This window comes from Alteromonas sp. BL110 (assembly GCF_003443615.1).
In the GTDB taxonomy this organism is placed as follows: Bacteria; Pseudomonadota; Gammaproteobacteria; order Enterobacterales; family Alteromonadaceae; genus Alteromonas.
In genome coordinates this window covers 1238703-1256366 of sequence record NZ_CP031967.1, presented here as the reverse complement: position 1 = coordinate 1256366, position 17664 = coordinate 1238703, and the positions used below count along the sequence as shown (strand labels likewise).

Annotated in this window: 20 protein-coding genes; 8 read left to right on the top strand and 12 right to left on the bottom strand. The window is 45.0% G+C overall.

The window, feature by feature from the left end:
* Positions 1 to 5 precede the first annotated feature (5 nt).
* From argH to D1814_RS19680, 6 genes are all read right to left on the bottom strand, one after another.
* Positions 6 to 1388, bottom strand: coding sequence for an argininosuccinate lyase (gene argH, locus D1814_RS05490; protein WP_118490460.1), 1383 nt, complete (start codon positions 1386 to 1388; stop codon positions 6 to 8).
* 74 nt (positions 1389 to 1462) lie between these two features.
* Positions 1463 to 2668: an argininosuccinate synthase gene (locus D1814_RS05485; protein ID WP_118490459.1), complete on the bottom strand. Its 1206-nt coding sequence runs from the start codon at positions 2666 to 2668 to the stop codon at positions 1463 to 1465.
* Positions 2669 to 2705: 37 nt separating this feature from the next.
* Positions 2706 to 3617, bottom strand: coding sequence for an ornithine carbamoyltransferase (locus D1814_RS05480; protein ID WP_118490458.1), 912 nt, complete (start codon positions 3615 to 3617; stop codon positions 2706 to 2708).
* Positions 3614 to 4459, bottom strand: coding sequence for an acetylglutamate kinase (gene argB, locus D1814_RS05475; protein ID WP_025256775.1), 846 nt, complete (start codon positions 4457 to 4459; stop codon positions 3614 to 3616). The genes D1814_RS05480 and argB overlap by 4 nt, the downstream gene beginning before the upstream one ends.
* Positions 4456 to 5469 carry an N-acetyl-gamma-glutamyl-phosphate reductase gene (argC, locus tag D1814_RS05470; protein WP_118490457.1) on the bottom strand — a complete coding sequence of 338 codons (1014 nt, stop codon included), beginning with the start codon at positions 5467 to 5469 and terminating at the stop codon, positions 4456 to 4458. Before argC ends, argB begins: the two co-directional genes overlap by 4 nt.
* A 108-nt stretch (positions 5470 to 5577) precedes the next feature.
* A complete protein-coding gene (locus D1814_RS19680; RefSeq protein ID WP_259462663.1) occupies positions 5578 to 5703 on the bottom strand; it encodes a hypothetical protein in 126 nt (41 codons plus the stop codon).
* A gap of 424 nt (positions 5704 to 6127) precedes the next feature.
* Here D1814_RS19680 and D1814_RS05465 point away from each other — a divergent pair, with 424 nt between their 5' ends.
* A complete protein-coding gene (locus D1814_RS05465; RefSeq protein WP_118490456.1) occupies positions 6128 to 6538 on the top strand; it encodes a methylglyoxal synthase in 411 nt (136 codons plus the stop codon).
* A 52-nt stretch (positions 6539 to 6590) separates the two neighbouring features.
* Here D1814_RS05465 and D1814_RS05460 read toward each other — a convergent pair whose 3' ends face one another.
* Positions 6591 to 7502 (bottom strand): hypothetical protein, encoded by a 912-nt coding sequence (locus tag D1814_RS05460; protein ID WP_118490455.1) that lies wholly within the window; start codon positions 7500 to 7502, stop codon positions 6591 to 6593.
* Positions 7503 to 7746: 244 nt separating this feature from the next.
* Between D1814_RS05460 and D1814_RS05455 the strand changes: the two genes are divergently transcribed.
* Both D1814_RS05455 and D1814_RS05450 read left to right on the top strand, forming a co-directional pair.
* Complete coding sequence (locus tag D1814_RS05455; protein WP_232368983.1) at positions 7747 to 8412, top strand: flagellar basal body L-ring protein FlgH; 666 nt, start codon at positions 7747 to 7749, stop codon at positions 8410 to 8412.
* Positions 8413 to 8425: 13 nt separating this feature from the next.
* On the top strand, positions 8426 to 9655 hold the full coding sequence (locus tag D1814_RS05450; RefSeq protein WP_118490453.1) for a flagellar assembly protein T N-terminal domain-containing protein: 1230 nt from the start codon (positions 8426 to 8428) through the stop codon (positions 9653 to 9655).
* 61 nt (positions 9656 to 9716) lie between these two features.
* Here D1814_RS05450 and D1814_RS05445 read toward each other — a convergent pair whose 3' ends face one another.
* Positions 9717 to 10553 (bottom strand): Spy/CpxP family protein refolding chaperone, encoded by an 837-nt coding sequence (locus D1814_RS05445; protein ID WP_118490452.1) that lies wholly within the window; start codon positions 10551 to 10553, stop codon positions 9717 to 9719.
* A gap of 209 nt (positions 10554 to 10762) precedes the next feature.
* On the opposite strand from D1814_RS05445, the gene D1814_RS05440 reads away from it, so the two are divergent.
* From D1814_RS05440 to D1814_RS05420, 5 genes are all read left to right on the top strand, one after another.
* Positions 10763 to 11506 carry a response regulator transcription factor gene (locus D1814_RS05440; RefSeq protein ID WP_118490451.1) on the top strand — a complete coding sequence of 248 codons (744 nt, stop codon included), beginning with the start codon at positions 10763 to 10765 and terminating at the stop codon, positions 11504 to 11506.
* Positions 11506 to 12864, top strand: coding sequence for an ATP-binding protein (locus D1814_RS05435; protein ID WP_118490450.1), 1359 nt, complete (start codon positions 11506 to 11508; stop codon positions 12862 to 12864). The genes D1814_RS05440 and D1814_RS05435 overlap by 1 nt, the downstream gene beginning before the upstream one ends.
* 66 nt (positions 12865 to 12930) lie before the next feature.
* On the top strand, positions 12931 to 13899 hold the full coding sequence (locus tag D1814_RS05430; RefSeq protein ID WP_118490449.1) for an alpha/beta fold hydrolase: 969 nt from the start codon (positions 12931 to 12933) through the stop codon (positions 13897 to 13899).
* A 237-nt stretch (positions 13900 to 14136) separates the two neighbouring features.
* Positions 14137 to 14601 (top strand): tRNA (uridine(34)/cytosine(34)/5-carboxymethylaminomethyluridine(34)-2'-O)-methyltransferase TrmL, encoded by a 465-nt coding sequence (trmL, locus tag D1814_RS05425; protein WP_118490448.1) that lies wholly within the window; start codon positions 14137 to 14139, stop codon positions 14599 to 14601.
* A 167-nt stretch (positions 14602 to 14768) separates the two neighbouring features.
* Positions 14769 to 15161: an NAD(FAD)-dependent dehydrogenase gene (locus D1814_RS05420; RefSeq protein ID WP_118490447.1), complete on the top strand. Its 393-nt coding sequence runs from the start codon at positions 14769 to 14771 to the stop codon at positions 15159 to 15161.
* A gap of 58 nt (positions 15162 to 15219) precedes the next feature.
* Here the strand turns inward: D1814_RS05420 and gpsA are convergent, their stop codons facing one another.
* From gpsA to D1814_RS05400, 4 genes are all read right to left on the bottom strand, one after another.
* Positions 15220 to 16224, bottom strand: coding sequence for an NAD(P)H-dependent glycerol-3-phosphate dehydrogenase (gene gpsA / locus D1814_RS05415; protein WP_118490446.1), 1005 nt, complete (start codon positions 16222 to 16224; stop codon positions 15220 to 15222).
* A gap of 10 nt (positions 16225 to 16234) precedes the next feature.
* On the bottom strand, positions 16235 to 16744 hold the full coding sequence (gene secB / locus D1814_RS05410; protein WP_118490445.1) for a protein-export chaperone SecB: 510 nt from the start codon (positions 16742 to 16744) through the stop codon (positions 16235 to 16237).
* Between the two features lie 62 nt (positions 16745 to 16806).
* Positions 16807 to 17067, bottom strand: a complete 261-nt coding sequence (gene grxC / locus D1814_RS05405) for a glutaredoxin 3 (protein WP_118490444.1) — start codon at positions 17065 to 17067, stop codon at positions 16807 to 16809.
* Positions 17068 to 17079: 12 nt separating this feature from the next.
* On the bottom strand, positions 17080 to 17505 hold the full coding sequence (locus tag D1814_RS05400; protein ID WP_118490443.1) for a rhodanese-like domain-containing protein: 426 nt from the start codon (positions 17503 to 17505) through the stop codon (positions 17080 to 17082).
* Positions 17506 to 17664 lie beyond the last annotated feature (159 nt).

Here is a 17664-nt window from a genome sequence, read left to right as displayed (position 1 = left end):
TACCGCTACCCTTGCTTATCCAAATCTTCCAACTCTTGATACAGTGCTTTAGTAACTGTTTCTTTGCTGGTTCCACCAAGGATGTTGCGCTGGTTTACACCGTATTCCAATTGAAGTACTGGATAAACATCGTCTTCGATTTTATCGCAAATTGCCTGCATGTCGCTTAGCGGCAAATCTTCAATAGCACAGCCTTTATCTATCGCCTGAAGCACTACACGACCCGCGATATCGTGGCCTGTTCTAAACGGTACACCTTTGCCTACCAGATAATCGGCAAGCTCGGTTGCATTGGAAAAGCCTTGGGTTGCTGCAGTACGACAGCGTTCTTCATTAAGTTGCAGTGAGTCGAGCACTTCGCTGGCTATGCATAAGCAAATATGCCACTGATTTACCGTATCGATAGCGCCTTCTTTGTCTTCTTGCATATCTTTGTTATACGCAAGAGGCAGGCCCTTCATAGTAACTAAAAGTGCTTGTAATGAGCCGAATACACGACCACATTTACCGCGCATAAGCTCTAGCGCGTCCGGGTTTTTCTTCTGTGGCATAAGCGATGAACCTGAGGTCACGCTATCGCCTAACTGTAAGAACCCAGCTTCACCAGAGTTATAAAAAATCATATCTTCAGCAAGACGTGATAAGTGCATCATGCTGGTACTGGCGACAAACAAAAGTTCAAGAACAAAGTCTCTGTCCGACACGGCATCTAGGCTATTAAGGCAAGGAGAGTCGAAGCCCAGTTCCTCTGCAATAGCGTGGCGGTCTACAGGAAACGTGGTGCCTGCGAGTGCGCCAGAGCCCAGAGGGCACTGGTTCATGCGTACTTTTAAGTCATCTAAACGACTTAAATCGCGCTTTAGCATTTCCACATACGCTAGGCACCAGTGTGCAAAGTGAATAGGCTGTGCACGTTGTAAGTGAGTGTAACCTGGGATAATAGCTTCTTGATGACGGCTTGCGGCATTTAGAAGCGATTTGATAACACCTAAAACATCAGCGCGAAGAGAGGCAATATGTTCCCGTACCCAAAGGCGAAAGTCAGTGGCTACTTGGTCATTTCGGCTGCGCCCTGTGTGAAGTTTACGACCAATATCGCCAAGCTTTTCAATAAGCGCAGCTTCTACAAAGCTGTGAATATCTTCTTCGCTCGATGCGTTAAAGTCTAATTCACCCGCATCGGCTTTCGCTTTCAACTCGCTAAGTGCTGCTTCAAGCTGGGCTTGCTCGTCCGCGGTCAATACGCCTGCTTTTTGCAGCGCACGGGACCAGCTGATAGAGCCTTGGATATCTTGGCTTGCCATAACTTGGTCAAACGGCAGAGAGTCGTTAACCTGTTTAAACATACTACTTGCACCGGACTCGAACCGGCCACCCCACAACGCCATGTGATGCTCCTTAAATACTGTTTTTTGTCTTTGCTACCTGCGCGTAGCGACTAAAAACTACGCGCGGGATACAATTAACCTTGATTTTTTAGTGCTTCAATACGACTTGAAAGGCTGAATAAGCGGATAAAGCCCTCAGCGTGTTTCTGGTCGTAAACATCGTCAGCACCAAAGGTAGCAAAGTCTTCAGAGTAAAGGCTGTTTGGCGATTTACGCTGGGTAACGGTAGCTTGGCCTTTATAAAGCTTAACGACAATATCACCCGTTACTTTCTTCGCAAAAGACGCAGCACCAGCAAGCAGTGCATCGTTAAGGGCAGTAAACCAACGGCCATCGTACATAACGTGTGAGAATTCAAGACCAATCTGCTCGCGGTATTTAAGTGCTGCTTTATCTAACACCATGGTTTCTAGCGCTTTATACGCTTTAAGTAATACAGTGCCTCCAGGGGTTTCATAACAGCCACGAGACTTCATGCCTACAAGGCGGTTTTCAACAATGTCGATACGTCCAACACCGTGCGCTGCTGCTACTGTATTTAGCTTAACAAGTGCTTGATAAGGCGATAATGCTTCACCATCAACGTGGGTCAGCTTACCTTCGTTAAAAGACAGGGTAACGCGCTCAGGGCTATCAGGCGCATCTTCTGGGTCAACCGTCATGGTCCACACTTGCTTAGTAGGCTCTTGCCATGGGTCTTCAAGCTCGCCACCTTCGTGTGAAATGTGCCATGCGTTTGCATCACGGCTGTAAATTTTTGTCGCTGACGCTGTTGTCGCAATATTGCGCTCGGCTAGGTAAGCAAGCAAGTCTTCGCGGCTTACCATATCCCACTCACGCCATGGCGCGATAACGGTAAGATCTGGGGCAAGCGCGGCAAAGGTGCTTTCAAAACGCACCTGGTCGTTACCTTTACCGGTACAACCGTGACATAGCGCGTCCGCGCCCACTTTGCGGGCAATCTCAACTTGCGCCTTTGCGATTACCGGGCGTGCCATTGACGTACCAAGTAAATATTCGCCTTCGTATACCGCACCAGTGGTGATAGTTGGAAAGATATATTCGCTTACGAACTCTTCTTTCAAATCAACAATGTGGCATTCGCTCGCGCCAGACGCGATGGCTTTTTCATGAAGACCTTCTAGCTCTTCATCACCTTGGCCCACATCTGCCGCAAATGCGACAACTTCACAGCCATAGTTTTCTTTAAGCCATGGAATGATGGCTGATGTATCAAGCCCGCCTGAATAGGCTAGTACGATTTTTTTAACATTTTGCATCTAAGTAAACCTTTTAAGCGTCTTTTTAGGTGCCTTTTTAGGCATTAAGTAATTGAGTAAGAATGGCGTTTTGGCCATGCATTCTATTTTCGGCTTGCTGCATTAATAGCGACTTATCACTATCAATTAACGAGCCTGTTATTTCTAAATCGCGATGGGCAGGCTGGCAATGCATGACGTAGCTTGCACCCGTTGCCTCCATTAGCGCTTCATTTACCTGATAAGGCATGAACTTCTCTTTGATCACCTCAAGCGGTGTATCGTCACCCATTGAAAGCCATGTATCCGCATAGATAACGTCTGCGCCGTTAGCAGCACTAAGCTCTGTACTTTCAACAATCGATACGCCGGTTTTCTCGGCGATCGCTTTGGCTTGTGCCACAATTTCAGGCGTCGCTTCGTGACCTTCTGGTGTCACTACAACCTGGTTGCAACCTAAAAGCGCACCAACGATGAGTAATGAATGGGTCACATTATTGCCATCGCCTACGTAAGCCATGGTAAGACCCTCGGTCTTGCCAAAGCGTTCAAACATAGTGAGGTAATCGGCAAGGCCTTGGCATGGGTGGTATTTATCGCACAGCGCGTTAACTACTGGCACTTTGGCTGCCTGAGAAAAGGTTTCTAACGTTTCGTGCGAAAACACGCGAGCTACGATAGCGTCAGCCCAGCAGGCTAGGTTAGCAGCAGTATCCACTGCATCTTCTCGACCTGCTAATTTGCCCGACTGTGCATCTAAGTACACCATGTGGCCGCCAAGCTTGTTGATACCAATATCAAAGCTTACGCGGGTTCGCAATGACGGCTTTTCAAACAGGGCAACAATTGATTTTCCCGCTAGCACATTGCTGTAACTTGCTGGCGCTTGTTTAATTTCTACAGCCAATTGCAGCAAGTTTTTCATTGCGTCTGGTGTCCAGTCTGCAAAGGTGAGTAGGTCCTGTTTCATTGTACTTCTCCGGCATTGCCTTTTGTAAAGTCGGTTTGGGGTAAATCAGCGTTTGTCGACTTTGTATTTGTCAGAGCTGCGGGCAGTATTTGTGTACCCGTTTTCTTATTTAAAATATCGTTGATATCAGCTGCCCAGCTTGCAATGTAAACTGCGCGGTCTAGGCTTTCTGCAGACGCAAGTGCCGCATCTACTTTTACTTTCATTCCGTCAGTGATCACGCCTTCATCTGCATATTTCGCAATGCTTGCGGCGTTAAGTTCACTAATTAGCGATTTATCACCGTCAAGTACACCTTCAACATTGGAAAGTAATAAAAGCTCCGCGTTAAGCAATTCGGCGATAACCGTGGCAGCTTGATCGGCATTTACATTGAGTAATCTACCTTGAGGGCTTGAGCCAATAGAGCTAATTACTGGAAGTGTCGACTGCGCTAGTACGTTTTGTAAAAACGAAGCATCAGCGGTTGAAGGCACACCTACCGCACCATATTGATCAGCCAGTGGTTCGCAGACCACCATATTTCCGTCTAGCAGCGATAATCCAACGGGAGTAATACCCGTGGCCAGTGCCGCTGCACAGAGCTGTTTGTTCGCAGAGCCTGCAAGTGCGCCACAAATATAAGGCATGTGTTCATCGGGAGTAACGCGAAGGCCATCAATTTTTGTACTTTGAAGACCAAGACTTGCCATTAGGGTTTCGACTAACGGGCCGCCACCGTGCACTACCACTACGGGGCGCGCGGCTTGAACTTCTTTTACGCTTAAAAATAAGCGTGTCATTGCTGCTGCATCGTCAAGCAATGCACCACCAACTTTGATTACGATAGGTGAAACACTCATAGTACTAACCCTGTTTCTATTGGTTGTTTCGTCATTATATTAAGGCATTGAATAGCCTGAGAGGCTGCGCCTTTCATTACGTTGTCTATAGCAGCGGTAACCACTGCATATCCAGATGCTTCGTCTAGCTTCCAGTGAAGATCAACAAATGGAGTATGAGCAACGTCGTCAATTTTTGGAAAACTTGTGCGCAAACGCACAATAGGCTTATCAGCATAGGCCTCAGTGTACGCTTGTTCAAGCTGCGCGCTGGTGGTACCAGCTTTAACTTTAACAGTGACTGTTGCCAAGATACCTCTTTTGAAGTTCCCAAGATGCGGCGTGAAGATAACGGGTGTGCCTAAATATGCTTCAATTTCAGGCGTATGACGATGACCTAGCACGCCGTATGCTTGAAGACTGACCTCAAAAAAACTGGTGGTTAAACTGGCTTTTCTACCTGCGCCCGATACACCAGATACGGCGTTAATCACTGGGCGTACGTTTGCGTCAAGCAGGTTATTTTCAGCAAGTGGCTTAAGTGCACTAAGGCTGGCTGTGGGGTAACAACCCGGAACAGCAATAACATCTGCGCTGGCAATCTGAGCTTCGTGCCATTCAGCAAGGCCATAAACCGCCTGAGCTAGACTTTGCTCCTGCGTATGGGGAAAGCCATAAAACTGTTCGAAAATCTGGGTGTCTTTCAACCTAAAAGCACCTGATAAATCGAGTACTTTCGCGTTACCTGAAGATAAGACAGGCATCCAGTCGTGGCTTGCCTCATGCGGTGTTGCTAGAAAAATAAAATCAACATCGTTAGCCATCGCTTTTAGCGCAGCATCTGAGATAGGCGTTAGCGTTGCGTTAACATGGGCCAAGTTGCCATGAAGCTGTGCGATACTTTTACCTGCATCGCTACTTTTCTCAGATACATAAGTACCCGCTAACTCGAGTTTTGGATGTTGAATAACCAACTGAACAAGTTGTGCACCTGTGTAACCACTGGCACCAATAATTGAAACGCTATACATAATTTAAAAATTCAATAAAAGGAGAAAAAAATCACTTTTTACCTTTGTAAACTGGTTGGGCGAATAACCTTGCCTAACCGCGACCACATTACAAAGGTAAAAAGTGTGCTACTGAATAAGCATAGATGTGCACACGCATCGTCGTGCGCTATGCATGGTGTAGCCAGCCAGGGGAGAGATAAACTCTTTATCGTTGCTAGTGGTTGAACCAACAACGCGAGTTGGTTGTGTCATCATCAATTCCTATAAAGTTACAACCCCAATTTACGGGTTGGATGCTTTAACCGTGGACTAGTGTATCTAATTTGAATGTTTATGCAATAAAAATGTATAAATATTTTATCTTATATTTAGGCTGTTTAGTCTATAAAAAGATACTTAATAATATATTTATAGTTGTGACAGTAAGTTGACAACAAGACCAATAGAACTGAATATTTATATTTGGCACTCAATGAATAGTAGTTTTACTTGTTTGTGGCAGCGTTAATGCTTAATAAACTAGGAATTGAGTCTGTTTTTGCATTGAGCTGCCAAGGGTTAATAGGCCCTAGTGGCAAGGCGCTTATAAATTAAGACAGTGACAAAAGATAGGTCGCTACAGGCCTAAGTACAAAATTGTGAAAATAGGTTGTTGGGATTAAACTCGGAAAATAAAATGAGCAAACTTACTTTGGCGCTGGTGGCGCACGATCATAAGAAGCCCGAATTACTGGCATGGGTTAAACAGCATATTGACGTGCTAAAGCAGTGTAATCTGGTGGGGACAGGGACAACGGGCGGCTTAATTGCCAGCGAAACCGGTTTAGACGTCATACGCTATAAAAGTGGCCCGCTAGGTGGGGATCAGCAAATAGGCGCGTTGATTGCCGAAAACAAGCTAGACGCGCTATTCTTCTTTTGGGACCCGTTGAATCCAGCGCCCCACGACCCCGACGTAAAAGCGCTACTGCGACTGTGCTCAGTATGGAATGTACCAGTAGCCTGCACGCCAGCAACGGCAGATTTGGTGATCACATCACCATTGTTCCTATCTCCTGAATACAAGCCAGTTAAACCAAACTTCTAAAACCTGAAGGCTAATACTATTTTCGCTACGTACGCTTATTCAAAATAGAGGCTTAAAGGCCTCGTTGAACGAATTGGTAAGTAGCGTCTGCCGCTTTATTTGCTATTCCTGCCTTTATATCATTAGCCTCGATAGGCGTTGAAGCTAATACACCTTCGGCCGAAGACTGTGAAACACTATCAGTACTAATGTCGCTGAGGGAGGACGACACTAATGCTTGGCCCATTGACCACAGGTTATTTGAAATACTTTGTCCTGTAACGTTTTCTACGGCCAAGTCTACAGCGTTATACATAAGGCCGCCTATGCCCCCATATAAAAAGCTACCTGCCAAACTTGCCGCGGCAGCAGCGTGGCTAGAGGTGGTTGCCTCGTACACATCAGAAACTATGGGCAAGTGATTTGCAATATTTAAGACATCAAAGCCGTCTTTAAGGTTAAGCCCGTCCTCACCAAAGGCATTCGTGTATAGCGTGTCGAATAAGGTTGGGCTGGCTTCACTTTGATTAATACTCGCATTGCTCACGTCAGAAGTTCCGCCGGTAGTAGCAGTATTGGTGGTGCCGCTATTGGTTGATAACGCTTGAAATATATTGTTTTGTAATGCAGTTAACAGCGTACCTTGCATAGCTACAATGGCATCATCTGAAAGTGCATTATTCATATTTGTTAGTGATGAGAGAACACCCTCTGTAAGACTTGTTGCACTGGTAACTTCTTTGTTATCCGCAGTGGTGTTTGATGTACCTACTGGTTCATTCGTTTGATTCTGTTGTTCAAGTAACAATGAGAATATAGACGGCAAAGACTCGCCGCTTGTTGCCGCTTCATTACTTGATGTTGTTGAAGAACTTGTCGAATTTGTAGCTTCACTTTTATTGAAACCTGACACTAAATCTAGCTTTGATAACAGCGCATTGAAGCCAGTTTCAACTGTGTTAGTTGTTGCGTTTTCTAAGGCCATAACATCCCCTTACCCGCAGGCATATATTTGATTTGTAAAGGTTTTGCAAATAGTGCAAGCGAACGAGATTTCTTCTAATTTGTTCGTTTAAACTTGCTCCTGTCAGGTCATGGATGGCACTTAAATTACACACTGCATAAAAACAACACTGAGCAATGTCATGAAAGTTCGATGCCATATACACACACTTATCGCAATCTTTACACTTGGAGGTTGCGCCCAGACGATTACGGAAGAAGAGCAGGTGGTCCAAAATAGCCCTACTAATCCTAATGTGTCGCAAAGGGCAGTTAGCCAAATAGAAGAGGAGCCAAAACCCGGCCATCCGCGCTATTCACCGCCCAGAGCGCAGCCAACCGCAACTTTGCATGTGCCCACCGGGTCTTTATTTAACCCTGAACAATCTATAGGGCTTTATGAGCGCCATGCGAATTTTAAAGTGGGTGATATGATATTGGTTAAGCTCGATGAGCAGACCCAATCTGAGAAGTCTCTTGATTTTAATACCGACAAAAATACCTCGTTCGATTTAGCGCCAGTCACATTGAAACTAGGCGGCATTCGAGTTGAAGACGATGACGTAGAGGTAGAGCATGAACAAGACAGCGAGTTTTCAAGCTCCGCACAAACCAAACAGTCAAACTCAATGAGCGGCAGTATTACCGTGTACGTAACCGCGATAACGCCTGCTGGGAATCTACTTGTTACCGGAGAAAAGTGGATAACCATGAACAGGGGAAAAGAATACATTCGCTTTTCTGGGGAAGTACGTAAAAAGGACGTGGATGAAAGCAATACCGTGTTGTCATCAAAAGTCGGTAATGCATTAATTGAATACAGCGGTACTGGCGATCTGCAGGACAATCAGCAGCCTTCGGTAATTGGCAAGCTGTTTTCAATTTTTGGTTAAATACGAGAACTACATGTACAAAAGCCGATTACGTAAAACGCTTGCTGTGTTAGTTTTACTCTCATCAATAATAGTGACTGAGCAAGCTTTTGCTCAATGGGTACAAGGCGAGTCTACCGTAGCCCTCGCAGGTGCAGAGTTAAGCGATATTAGAACCAGTGCCATACAAAACGCTATCGCAGATGCGGCTTTTCAAAGTGGCAGTACGATATCAGCGCAAGATATTATGGTAGATGGTTTGTTACTTTCTAGTAAGGCAGAAATTCGCTCTCAAGGAAGAATACAGCGTGTGGAAATTATAAGTGAAACACTTAAAGACGACCTACTTACTGTAGTGGTGAACGTTAATATCACGCCTCTGTTTAACTGTACTAATAATGGGTTAGCTCATCGGATACTAGTAACGGAGTTTTCTTTAACTTCACCGCAGCAAGCAGCCACCGGCATGCTTTATTCATTTGGTAGTCATGTATCTCAACGTTTTACACAGCAGCTCAACGGGCTTTATAGCGGCAATAGTGTCAGCCAGATTCCAGTTTCGCTCATTAACGTAAATACTTGGCTAGTCTCTAGTCTCTCAGATGTCGATTTGACGGCGATGTCTACGTACCTTAGAAGTGAGTATGGTCAGCAGTTTGTGGTATTTGGTTTTGTTAAAGACATTTCGCTTTTCGAGCAAGTGTCACAAGCAACGTCGGTATTTGAAAGCGATAGCACGGCACTTCGCAGAAACTTTACCGTTCAGGTTTACGTGCTTGATACGTTTAAAGCGAAGGTTATTTTTAATGATAGCTATCACAGTGAAGCGGACTGGCCATTCTCTCAACATGACTCTGTAGATAGTAACAATAGCCTTTTGTGGCGAAGTGATTTTGGGCGAATGGTGCTAAATACTATACATGCTGCCATTACCGATATTCATGCAGCATTGCAGTGTGAAACAACTTATGCGCAGGTTATAGATATATCGCCGGACTATATTGCAATCGATCTAGGTAAAAATAGCGGTTTGATTGCAGGGGATAAATTTTCACTCGTAAAGCAACGCGCATTACCCACGCTAGGGTTATCTAGAAAGTCGGGTTTATTTTCAAGTAAAACCCTTACTCTAGAAGTGTTTGAGGTGGCTGACGAGGTTAGTTTGCTTAAGGCTCAGCCCGGCAGTGATAGCGTACATATTGGTGATTTTGTGACGCCACTTACCTTATCTGTAGAGCAAAAGGTGTCTGAGGCTCAGCCATAAAAAAGGCTGGCCGAAGCCAGCACTTTTTACGGTGGGTAAGGTGGGGAAGAGAAGCTAAGCGTTAAAGTTTGAATAGCTCGCGTAGCTTACGTTCTTCTTCACGTAGCGCTTCTAGTTTTGCTTGTTGCTCTGGTGACAAAATTTGAAACATGGCTTGGCGCTGCTTGGCTTTCTCAACCTTGGCACTTACGAGGTCTTCTTTGTATTGGGCGGTAAGCGCGTTCCAGGCGTCTTGAGAGAAAGACTCGCTACGAACTAAATCTCGTTGGGCATCTTTAAAACTGCGTAGCATCTCTCTATTCGTTTTAGATGTATCTTTGAATGACTCGCGAAGTTCTGCAAGGCTTGCTATTTGTTCGTCGCTTAATTCAATACCTTCAAACAAAAAGTCCTTAGGCTTGCGCTTGCGTTGAGGACCTTTACCTTCACCATTCATTCGTTTAGCAAAGCGAGTTTCTTGTTTTACAAAAGCATCATGATGTTTTTGTTTATCTAATTCTCTTTTAGCGTCTCGAGCCAAGAGAGTTTCTTGCTGCTCTTCATTCAGCACGTTGTAGATGTCGTGGCGCAGTTGAGCAAAAGCAAAATGTCTTGCTTCGCGCTCTTCAATCTGGGTTTGGATAAAAGCGCTGAACTGGGCCTCAGTGGCGGTAGCAAAATCCAAGTTAGGTTTTTCAATATCACCAAATTCAGGCCGAGGGTTAGCGTCCTTAAAGGCGCTTACGAGTGTTTTTATTTCTTCGCGCTGAGCGTCACTTAGGCTGATGCCACGAAGATGTTTAACAATTTCTTTAACCGGATCGTGGTGACGCATACCAGACCCTGCTGGCTGCGCCAATGCAAGGCCCCCTAAGCCAATCGCTGCTACAGTTACACTAGCAATTAATAACTTTTTCATTGTCGTCTCCTTTTTCGGACACGCTAATCCTAGCGTGCGGGGCTAAAAAAGCAGTCAATGCAGTGTAAAGCTTATGTAAAGGTAAGGCCGATTTGTGATTGTAAAGGTCTGAAAAGATATAGTACGCGTTTTGTCAGTGTTGTTTGTCGGCTTAAAGCCTGGCACTTCTGAAGCGTAGGTTGAGTTTTATCCAATTTACAGGCATTTTCATGAATCTAGCAGTTAAAGAGTTTAATACTATGAGTTCAGATTTTCACTTGCAGTCTATCCTTGTTATTGATGATGACCTAGAGCTGACAGAAATGCTTTCCACGTATCTATCGGGTATGGGTTATCAGGTGCAAGTGCGTAACGATGGCGAAGAGGGATTATCAGAAGCGGTATCTGGGCGTCATTACGACCTAATATTGCTTGATGTGATGATGCCCAAAATGGATGGGTTCGACGTATTGAAAAAGCTTCGAGCAAGTCACAGTACTCCGGTACTTATGCTTACCGCGAGAGGCGATGACTACGACCGCATTTTGGGCCTTGAGATGGGAGCCGATGACTATCTGCCCAAGCCCTTTAACCACAGGGAACTTGTAGCGCGAATAAAAGCTATAGTTCGCCGCCATAATTTGTCATCAACCGGCGGCGCTGTTGAACAAGACTTATTCGTCAACGGTATCTTTTTAAGCCCTAGCAGTCAGCTGGCAAAAGTGGTTGACGTTGAGTTAACACTTACAACAACTGAGTTTTTAATTCTGCGTCTGTTAATGCTCAATGCTGCTCAACGAGTAACGAAAGAAGAGATAAGCTTAAAGATATTGGGTAAACCACTGCAGGCTTTTGATAGAAGTATTGATATGCACGTGAGTAACTTGCGTAAGAAAATTGGTGCAGTGGCCGCGGATGAAAAAATCAAAACCATCCGAGGGGTTGGGTATATGTTAATTGCTGGAAGCCATTAATGGTAAAACTGTTACGCAGTATAAGCCCAACGCGGGCCATTATGGGCCGATTGTTTCTTTGGTTTTGGGCTACATTCATTGTTACCGCTTTATTGGCTATTTGGGGTAGCCGTCTTTTCTTTGAAGATTTAGAAATTGTCCCCATAAAGCCGCGAGAGGTTGCTGCCCTTAACCAAGTGGTTGAGCATATACAGAATGACCGCTTCCAAGATGCACCATTACGAGGCGCGCTAGAACGCCATTCTCGTGAACGGAGAGCTAGAATGGTGGCTATCGATATTAGTGATAACCGTATTATACCAGCCGGTGGTCCTCCGCTTCGTAATGAAGATAGGGATGATTTACTTCGATTAGTAAATCAAACGTCACCCATAGCAGTAAAGCGCGGGGCGTTTAAAATACTAGGGCCAGTTTTCTTCGAACGGAACAATACGCGATTTGCGCTTTTTTCAGTGAGACTCGAAATACCTGATAAGCAAACACCTCCAATTTTACTGTTTCTTACTATCGCGTTGATTACTACAATAGTGTTGAGTTGGCTGTTTGCAAAGTCATTGACTAACCCCATTCTGCGAATCCAAAGCTCAGCAAAACGCATAGCGAGCGGCGACTGGCAGGCGCGAGTGGGCCGAGCGTCTAATCGTCAGGACGAACTAGGGCAGCTTTCTCGTGACTTTAATAAAATGGCTGATCAATTAGAGTCTATGTGGGCAGCACAAAAGCGCTTATTAGCCGATGTATCTCACGAACTTCGTTCCCCCTTGGCCCGTTTACAAATGGCACTCGGGCTCGCTCATCAACAAAACGTAGACCCTGAAACCCTTTCTAGAGTTGAACGAGAGGCTAACCGCATGGAAGCACTGGTGGGCCAGTTGCTTACACTAAGCCGTGCAGAAGCTGGTGAAGCGACAATGGAAAAACAAATGCTTTCGCTAGTGCTCAACGATGTCTTTACTGATGCGAATTTTGAGGCAGTTAATAAAAACAAGCAGCTGAAAATTGATGAAATTCCCAAAAAGTTTGTCGTTGTTGACGGTATGATGATTTGCCGCGCTGTGGAAAATGTTCTGCGTAACGCCATACGACATAGTGAGTTCTTAACGCATATATCCTTTAGCGAAGATGCTAAACAATGGTGCATTCATATTACCGATGACGGAGAAGGGCTGACCGTAGAAGAATGCGAACGTATTTTTTCACCTTTTTATCGAGCTACGCTTGCCAGAGAGCGAGAATCAGGAGGTGTTGGACTAGGTTTATCCATTGCAAAAGCGGCGGTTGAGTTGCATCATGGGCGCATTATAGCTGAACCTGTTGAGCGCGGTGGGCTGCAAGTAACTCTGTCATTTCCTAAGTAGTAACCTATACTTTGACAGTTGTTTGTGGCTTTTGAAAGAGCGCGAACTGACCGATATAGGGTATTTATGAACTGGACGTTCACATCGGAAGAGAATTTAGCCAGCACCTTTGCCACACACATTAATCCGTTTTGGCAGAAAAGCATTACTGAAAGCCACTTCACTGGCAAAGATAATGTAAAGGTGCGCTATGCCTACTGTATTCCTGAAACGCCGCGGGCAACAATCGTTATTTGTTCTGGGCGTATAGAGTCTTACTTGAAATACAAAGAGTTTGTTTACGACCTCTATCAAAATGGCTTCGCCGTTTTTATTCTTGACCATCGAGGGCAAGGTCTCTCAGACAGAATGACACGCGACCCCCAACACGGTTATGTCGCGCATTTCGATGACTATGTTGACGATTTCGTTGCCTTCGTCGAGTCTATCGTTAAGCCATTGCAACAAGGTCCTTTGTTATTGGTTTGCCACTCAATGGGCGGAGCGATAGGTGCGCTTACGCTATTGCGTTTGCCCAACTTGTTTACTAAAGCCGTACTAGCTTCACCTATGTTCGGTATTAAACCTTCATTGCCCAATTGGTTGGCAAACGGCTTAATTCGCACCGGTCTTGCAGTGAACCGAATGAAAAAAGCTGACGCAGGCTATTTTTTTGGGCAAACCCCGTATATCGCGTTTCCTTTTTCGCTAAATAAGCTTACTCACAGTAAGACCCGTTACGCATTGTTTCGCGAGCTTTATGATGAAGAGCAAGATATTCAGCTTGGGGGCGTAACTACTGAGTGGTTGGCCGCAGCCCATCAGGCCATGAATAGAATCGAAAATAGTGCGGGGGCAATCACTACCCAAGCATTAGTTTTAAGCGCCGACGATGACGCCATAATAGACAATAGGCGCCAGCGGCGGGTGGCAAACCTAATGCCAAATGCGAAGCTTGAAATAATACCAAGGGCTTACCATGAGTTGTTCACCGAGTCAGACGATATTCGCGAGCGCTCTCTTTCGACCATTCTCGACTTCCTGATCGCAAAGTAGGGTGTTAAATAAGAGCAGGTTTTTTACTAAAAGTAGAGTGTTAGATAAAAGCCTATCGAGATAAGCTAGATGATTTCTTTTAAATGAAAGCTACCTAGTATGACTATCCGTATCAGATCGTCGAGATACCATTGATTTGCACTCACTCGTGTTAAAAAGCGTCAGTGAAGGTGATGAATCACTGTGTTTCGTTATAGAATAAATCGATTATTAACAGTGAAGGTAGTTTAAAAGAACATGCTTGATGTCGTACTTTATCAGCCAGAGATCCCGCCTAACACGGGAAATATTATCCGCCTATGCGCAAACAGTGGGTTCACACTACATCTAATTGAACCCTTAGGTTTTGAGTGGGACGACAAGCGAGTACGACGTGCAGGTTTAGATTATCACGAATTTGCTCACGTTAAGCGCCATGCGAACTTAGAAGCCTACCTTGAAGATGCAAAACCGAAGCGAGTATTCGCTTGTACAACAAAAGGCAAAGCGTTTCATAGTGATGTATCGTATCAAAAAGGCGATGCACTCATATTTGGCCCTGAAACCCGCGGCTTACCCGACGATTACATTCAATCGCTACCTCCAGAGCAGCGAGTTCGCATTCCTATGTTGCCAGATAGTCGCAGTATGAACCTATCCAATGCCGTATCTGTTTTTGTATACGAAAGCTGGCGTCAGTTTGGCTATGAAGGTGCCCGATAGAAGAAGGCAGGTAAAAACCGCCTGAATATATATTAACAACGCCCTGTTACAAGGGCTTTTTTATGCCCAATGTAAAGACAGTGTAAAGCCCCTCAAAGTCAGTTTTCGTTCAGCTTCATTCATTAGTATAGCCTTTGAATATACGCAGATGAGTTAGGAGTAGCATTATGAAACGTATCACACTGAATATCATTACCGGCGTTTGTTTAATGGTGGCCGGACAGGCTAGCGCGCACTCAGGCCATCACTCTCATGGTATAAGAGGCGGAAATGAAACAGTAACTGTTATCTCGCAGCCTGCTCGTTCTTTAGTTGACGCAGCTATTAGCGTGCCTGAGATTGGGCTGTTCGTTAACGTATTACCAGGTGTTCATAGGGTTGAAGTTGTTGACAACCATCGCTATTACGTTGCGAACAACCACTACTACCGCAAGCAGGGAAATCGCTATGTGGTCGTAGAATCACCCGATAAAAACGTAAAAAAAGCTAAACGTTATAAACGCACTCAGCATGGTTACCAAAGCAACAAGAAAGTTATTGTAGTGAGAGAAGGGCATTAAGTATTTGGTCTGAGTGAAAAGGCCGATAGCAGGAAGTAAAGCGAAGCGTAATGGGAAATTACGCTTCGTTTTTCAAATCTCGGCTAAGCAGTGCCAGGGCTGCTTCTTTCGGTGACTTACCATGATAGAGTACGGCGTATATCTGTTCGCAAATAGGCATTTCAACACCTACTTTTTCAGATAATACATGCACTTCTTCTGTATTTCGGTAGCCTTCAACAACCTGACCAATCTCTTCAATAGCAACATCTACACTCTTCCCTTGGCCCAATGCCAAGCCGAAGCGTCGATTACGCGACTGATTATCGGTACAGGTTAATACTAAATCACCAAGACCCGCCATACCCATGAAAGTCTCTGGGTTAGCGCCCAGCTTCACACCTAGACGAGAAAGTTCTGCCAAACCTCTGGTGATAAGTGCCGTTCGCGCATTTGCACCAAATCCAAGGCCGTCGGCTAAACCTGCGCCAATAGCGATAACGTTTTTAACCGCGCCACCTAATTGAACACCGGTAAAGTCTGAGTTTTTGTATACCCTGAATGACTTTGCACAGTGAAGCTTCGCCGCAAATTCGTCACTCAACGTATCGTCGGTAGAAGACAGCGAAATAGCAGTAGGTAAGCCTGCAACCATTTCTTTAGCGAAAGTGGGCCCGGATAAAACAGCCAAGGGGTAGTCAGTCCCTAGAATTTCTTCAGCCACATCTCGAAGCAAGCGTCCAGTCTTAGGTTCTAGCCCTTTGGTCGCCCAGATAATGCGTTGATGCGGTTTAAGCAATGGCCTTAAGCTTTTAAGCATGGCTGCAAATGCATGACTAGGAACAACGACCAAAATGTCTTGGCTTGAAGCGACCACTTCTTCTAAGTTGGCATTAACAACCAATGCATCTGGAAAAGTTGCGCCAGGAAGATAACGGCTGTTTTCTCGGTTCGCTTCCATTTCAGCAATGTGCTTTTCATCACGACCCCAAAGCATTGTAGGGTTGCCATTTCTGGCAAGACAAAAAGCAAGGGCGGTGCCGTAAGACCCCGCCCCCAATACTGAAACTGAATTCGACTTCATGTTCACCTGTTTAGGCGTCCATTTTTGGCGCTTCACCCTGCGCTTGCTGTGCACGTTTTTGTACGTAAGCTGCAAAGATAGCGTCGAAGTTAACAGGCGCTAGGTTAAGTGGAGGGAAGGTGCCACGGTTAACCAAGTTAGAAATAGTTTCACGCGCATATGGGAAAAGCATGTTCGGGCAGAACGAGCCTAGCGTGTGCGCTTTGTTTTGGTCTGGCATTTCGCCAATAGCGAAAATACCTGCCTGTTGTACTTCGCAAAGGAAAGCAGTCTCTTCACCTAGTGTTGCAGTAACGGTAACTGAAAGCACAACTTCAAAAGTGTTCTCTTCTAACTTGTTAGTGCTAGTGTCGATGTCTAGTTTTATTTCTGGCTTCCACTCTTTAGTGAAAATAGCCGGTGCGTTTGGAGATTCAAAAGAGATGTCTTTTGTATAGATACGCTGAATATTGAACTGAGCACCCTGCTGCGCTTGTGCGCTTGCTGCTTCGCCGTTGTTTGTCTGATTTTCGTCAGCCATGGTATTTCCTATTTAATTGTCGTTTTAATTTAATGTAGTGCGTTGCTGTATGCGCTGACGCTTTACGCTAAACCCAGCATAGGGTTTAATTTGCTTTGTGCTTCCAAAGCCATCATGTCGTCACAGCCACCAACGTGCTGATCGTCAATGAAAATTTGCGGAACAGTCCAGCCGCCATTTGCGCGCTCAATCATTTCGTCGCGTAGTTCAGGCTTAACGTCTATTGGGTATTCAACAAATTCTACACCTTTTTGCGTTAACAGTGCTTTTGCACGATGGCAGTAAGGGCAATGGCCCTTGGTGTAAAGTTCTACTTTGCTCATAAAGGTTACCTGTTATTTAGAAACGGGGAGGCTGGCACTTTGCCACGCATTCATTCCGCCTTTTAATACATTCACATTCGCGAAGCCGTCTTTTAGCATCGCATTTGCTGTACCACGAGCCTGATTACCCATAGCGCATACTACGATAATGGGTTTGTCTTTGCTGTTTTCAAGTTTCTTGAAGTTTTTCTCACGCACTTCTTCAGGTTTAATCTGTCTGGCTCCCAAAATGTGGCCAGCTTTAAACTCTTTTGCAGGTCGTGTGTCTAACACTATCGCATCATTTTTATTAATTAAAAGCGTTGCTTCGTGTGTGCTTAATTCTTTTACTGAAGATGTCCATGCACTGATATAGCTAAATATCAACATGGCAATCAGCGCAACCCAAATACCAGCAAGAATAATATTGTTGCTAGCAAATTCTATTAGTTGATCCATTACCTCTAACCCTGTCTACAGACCATGAAAAGAGTGCAAAGTATATAGAAAAATGGGCGAGAAACCAGCTTACCTTTCAGTTAGCTAAGAGACGGTCGCCATGCCTTTATCATAAATACTTTAGATGATTGATATTACGGATAAATTGCACTGGGCATA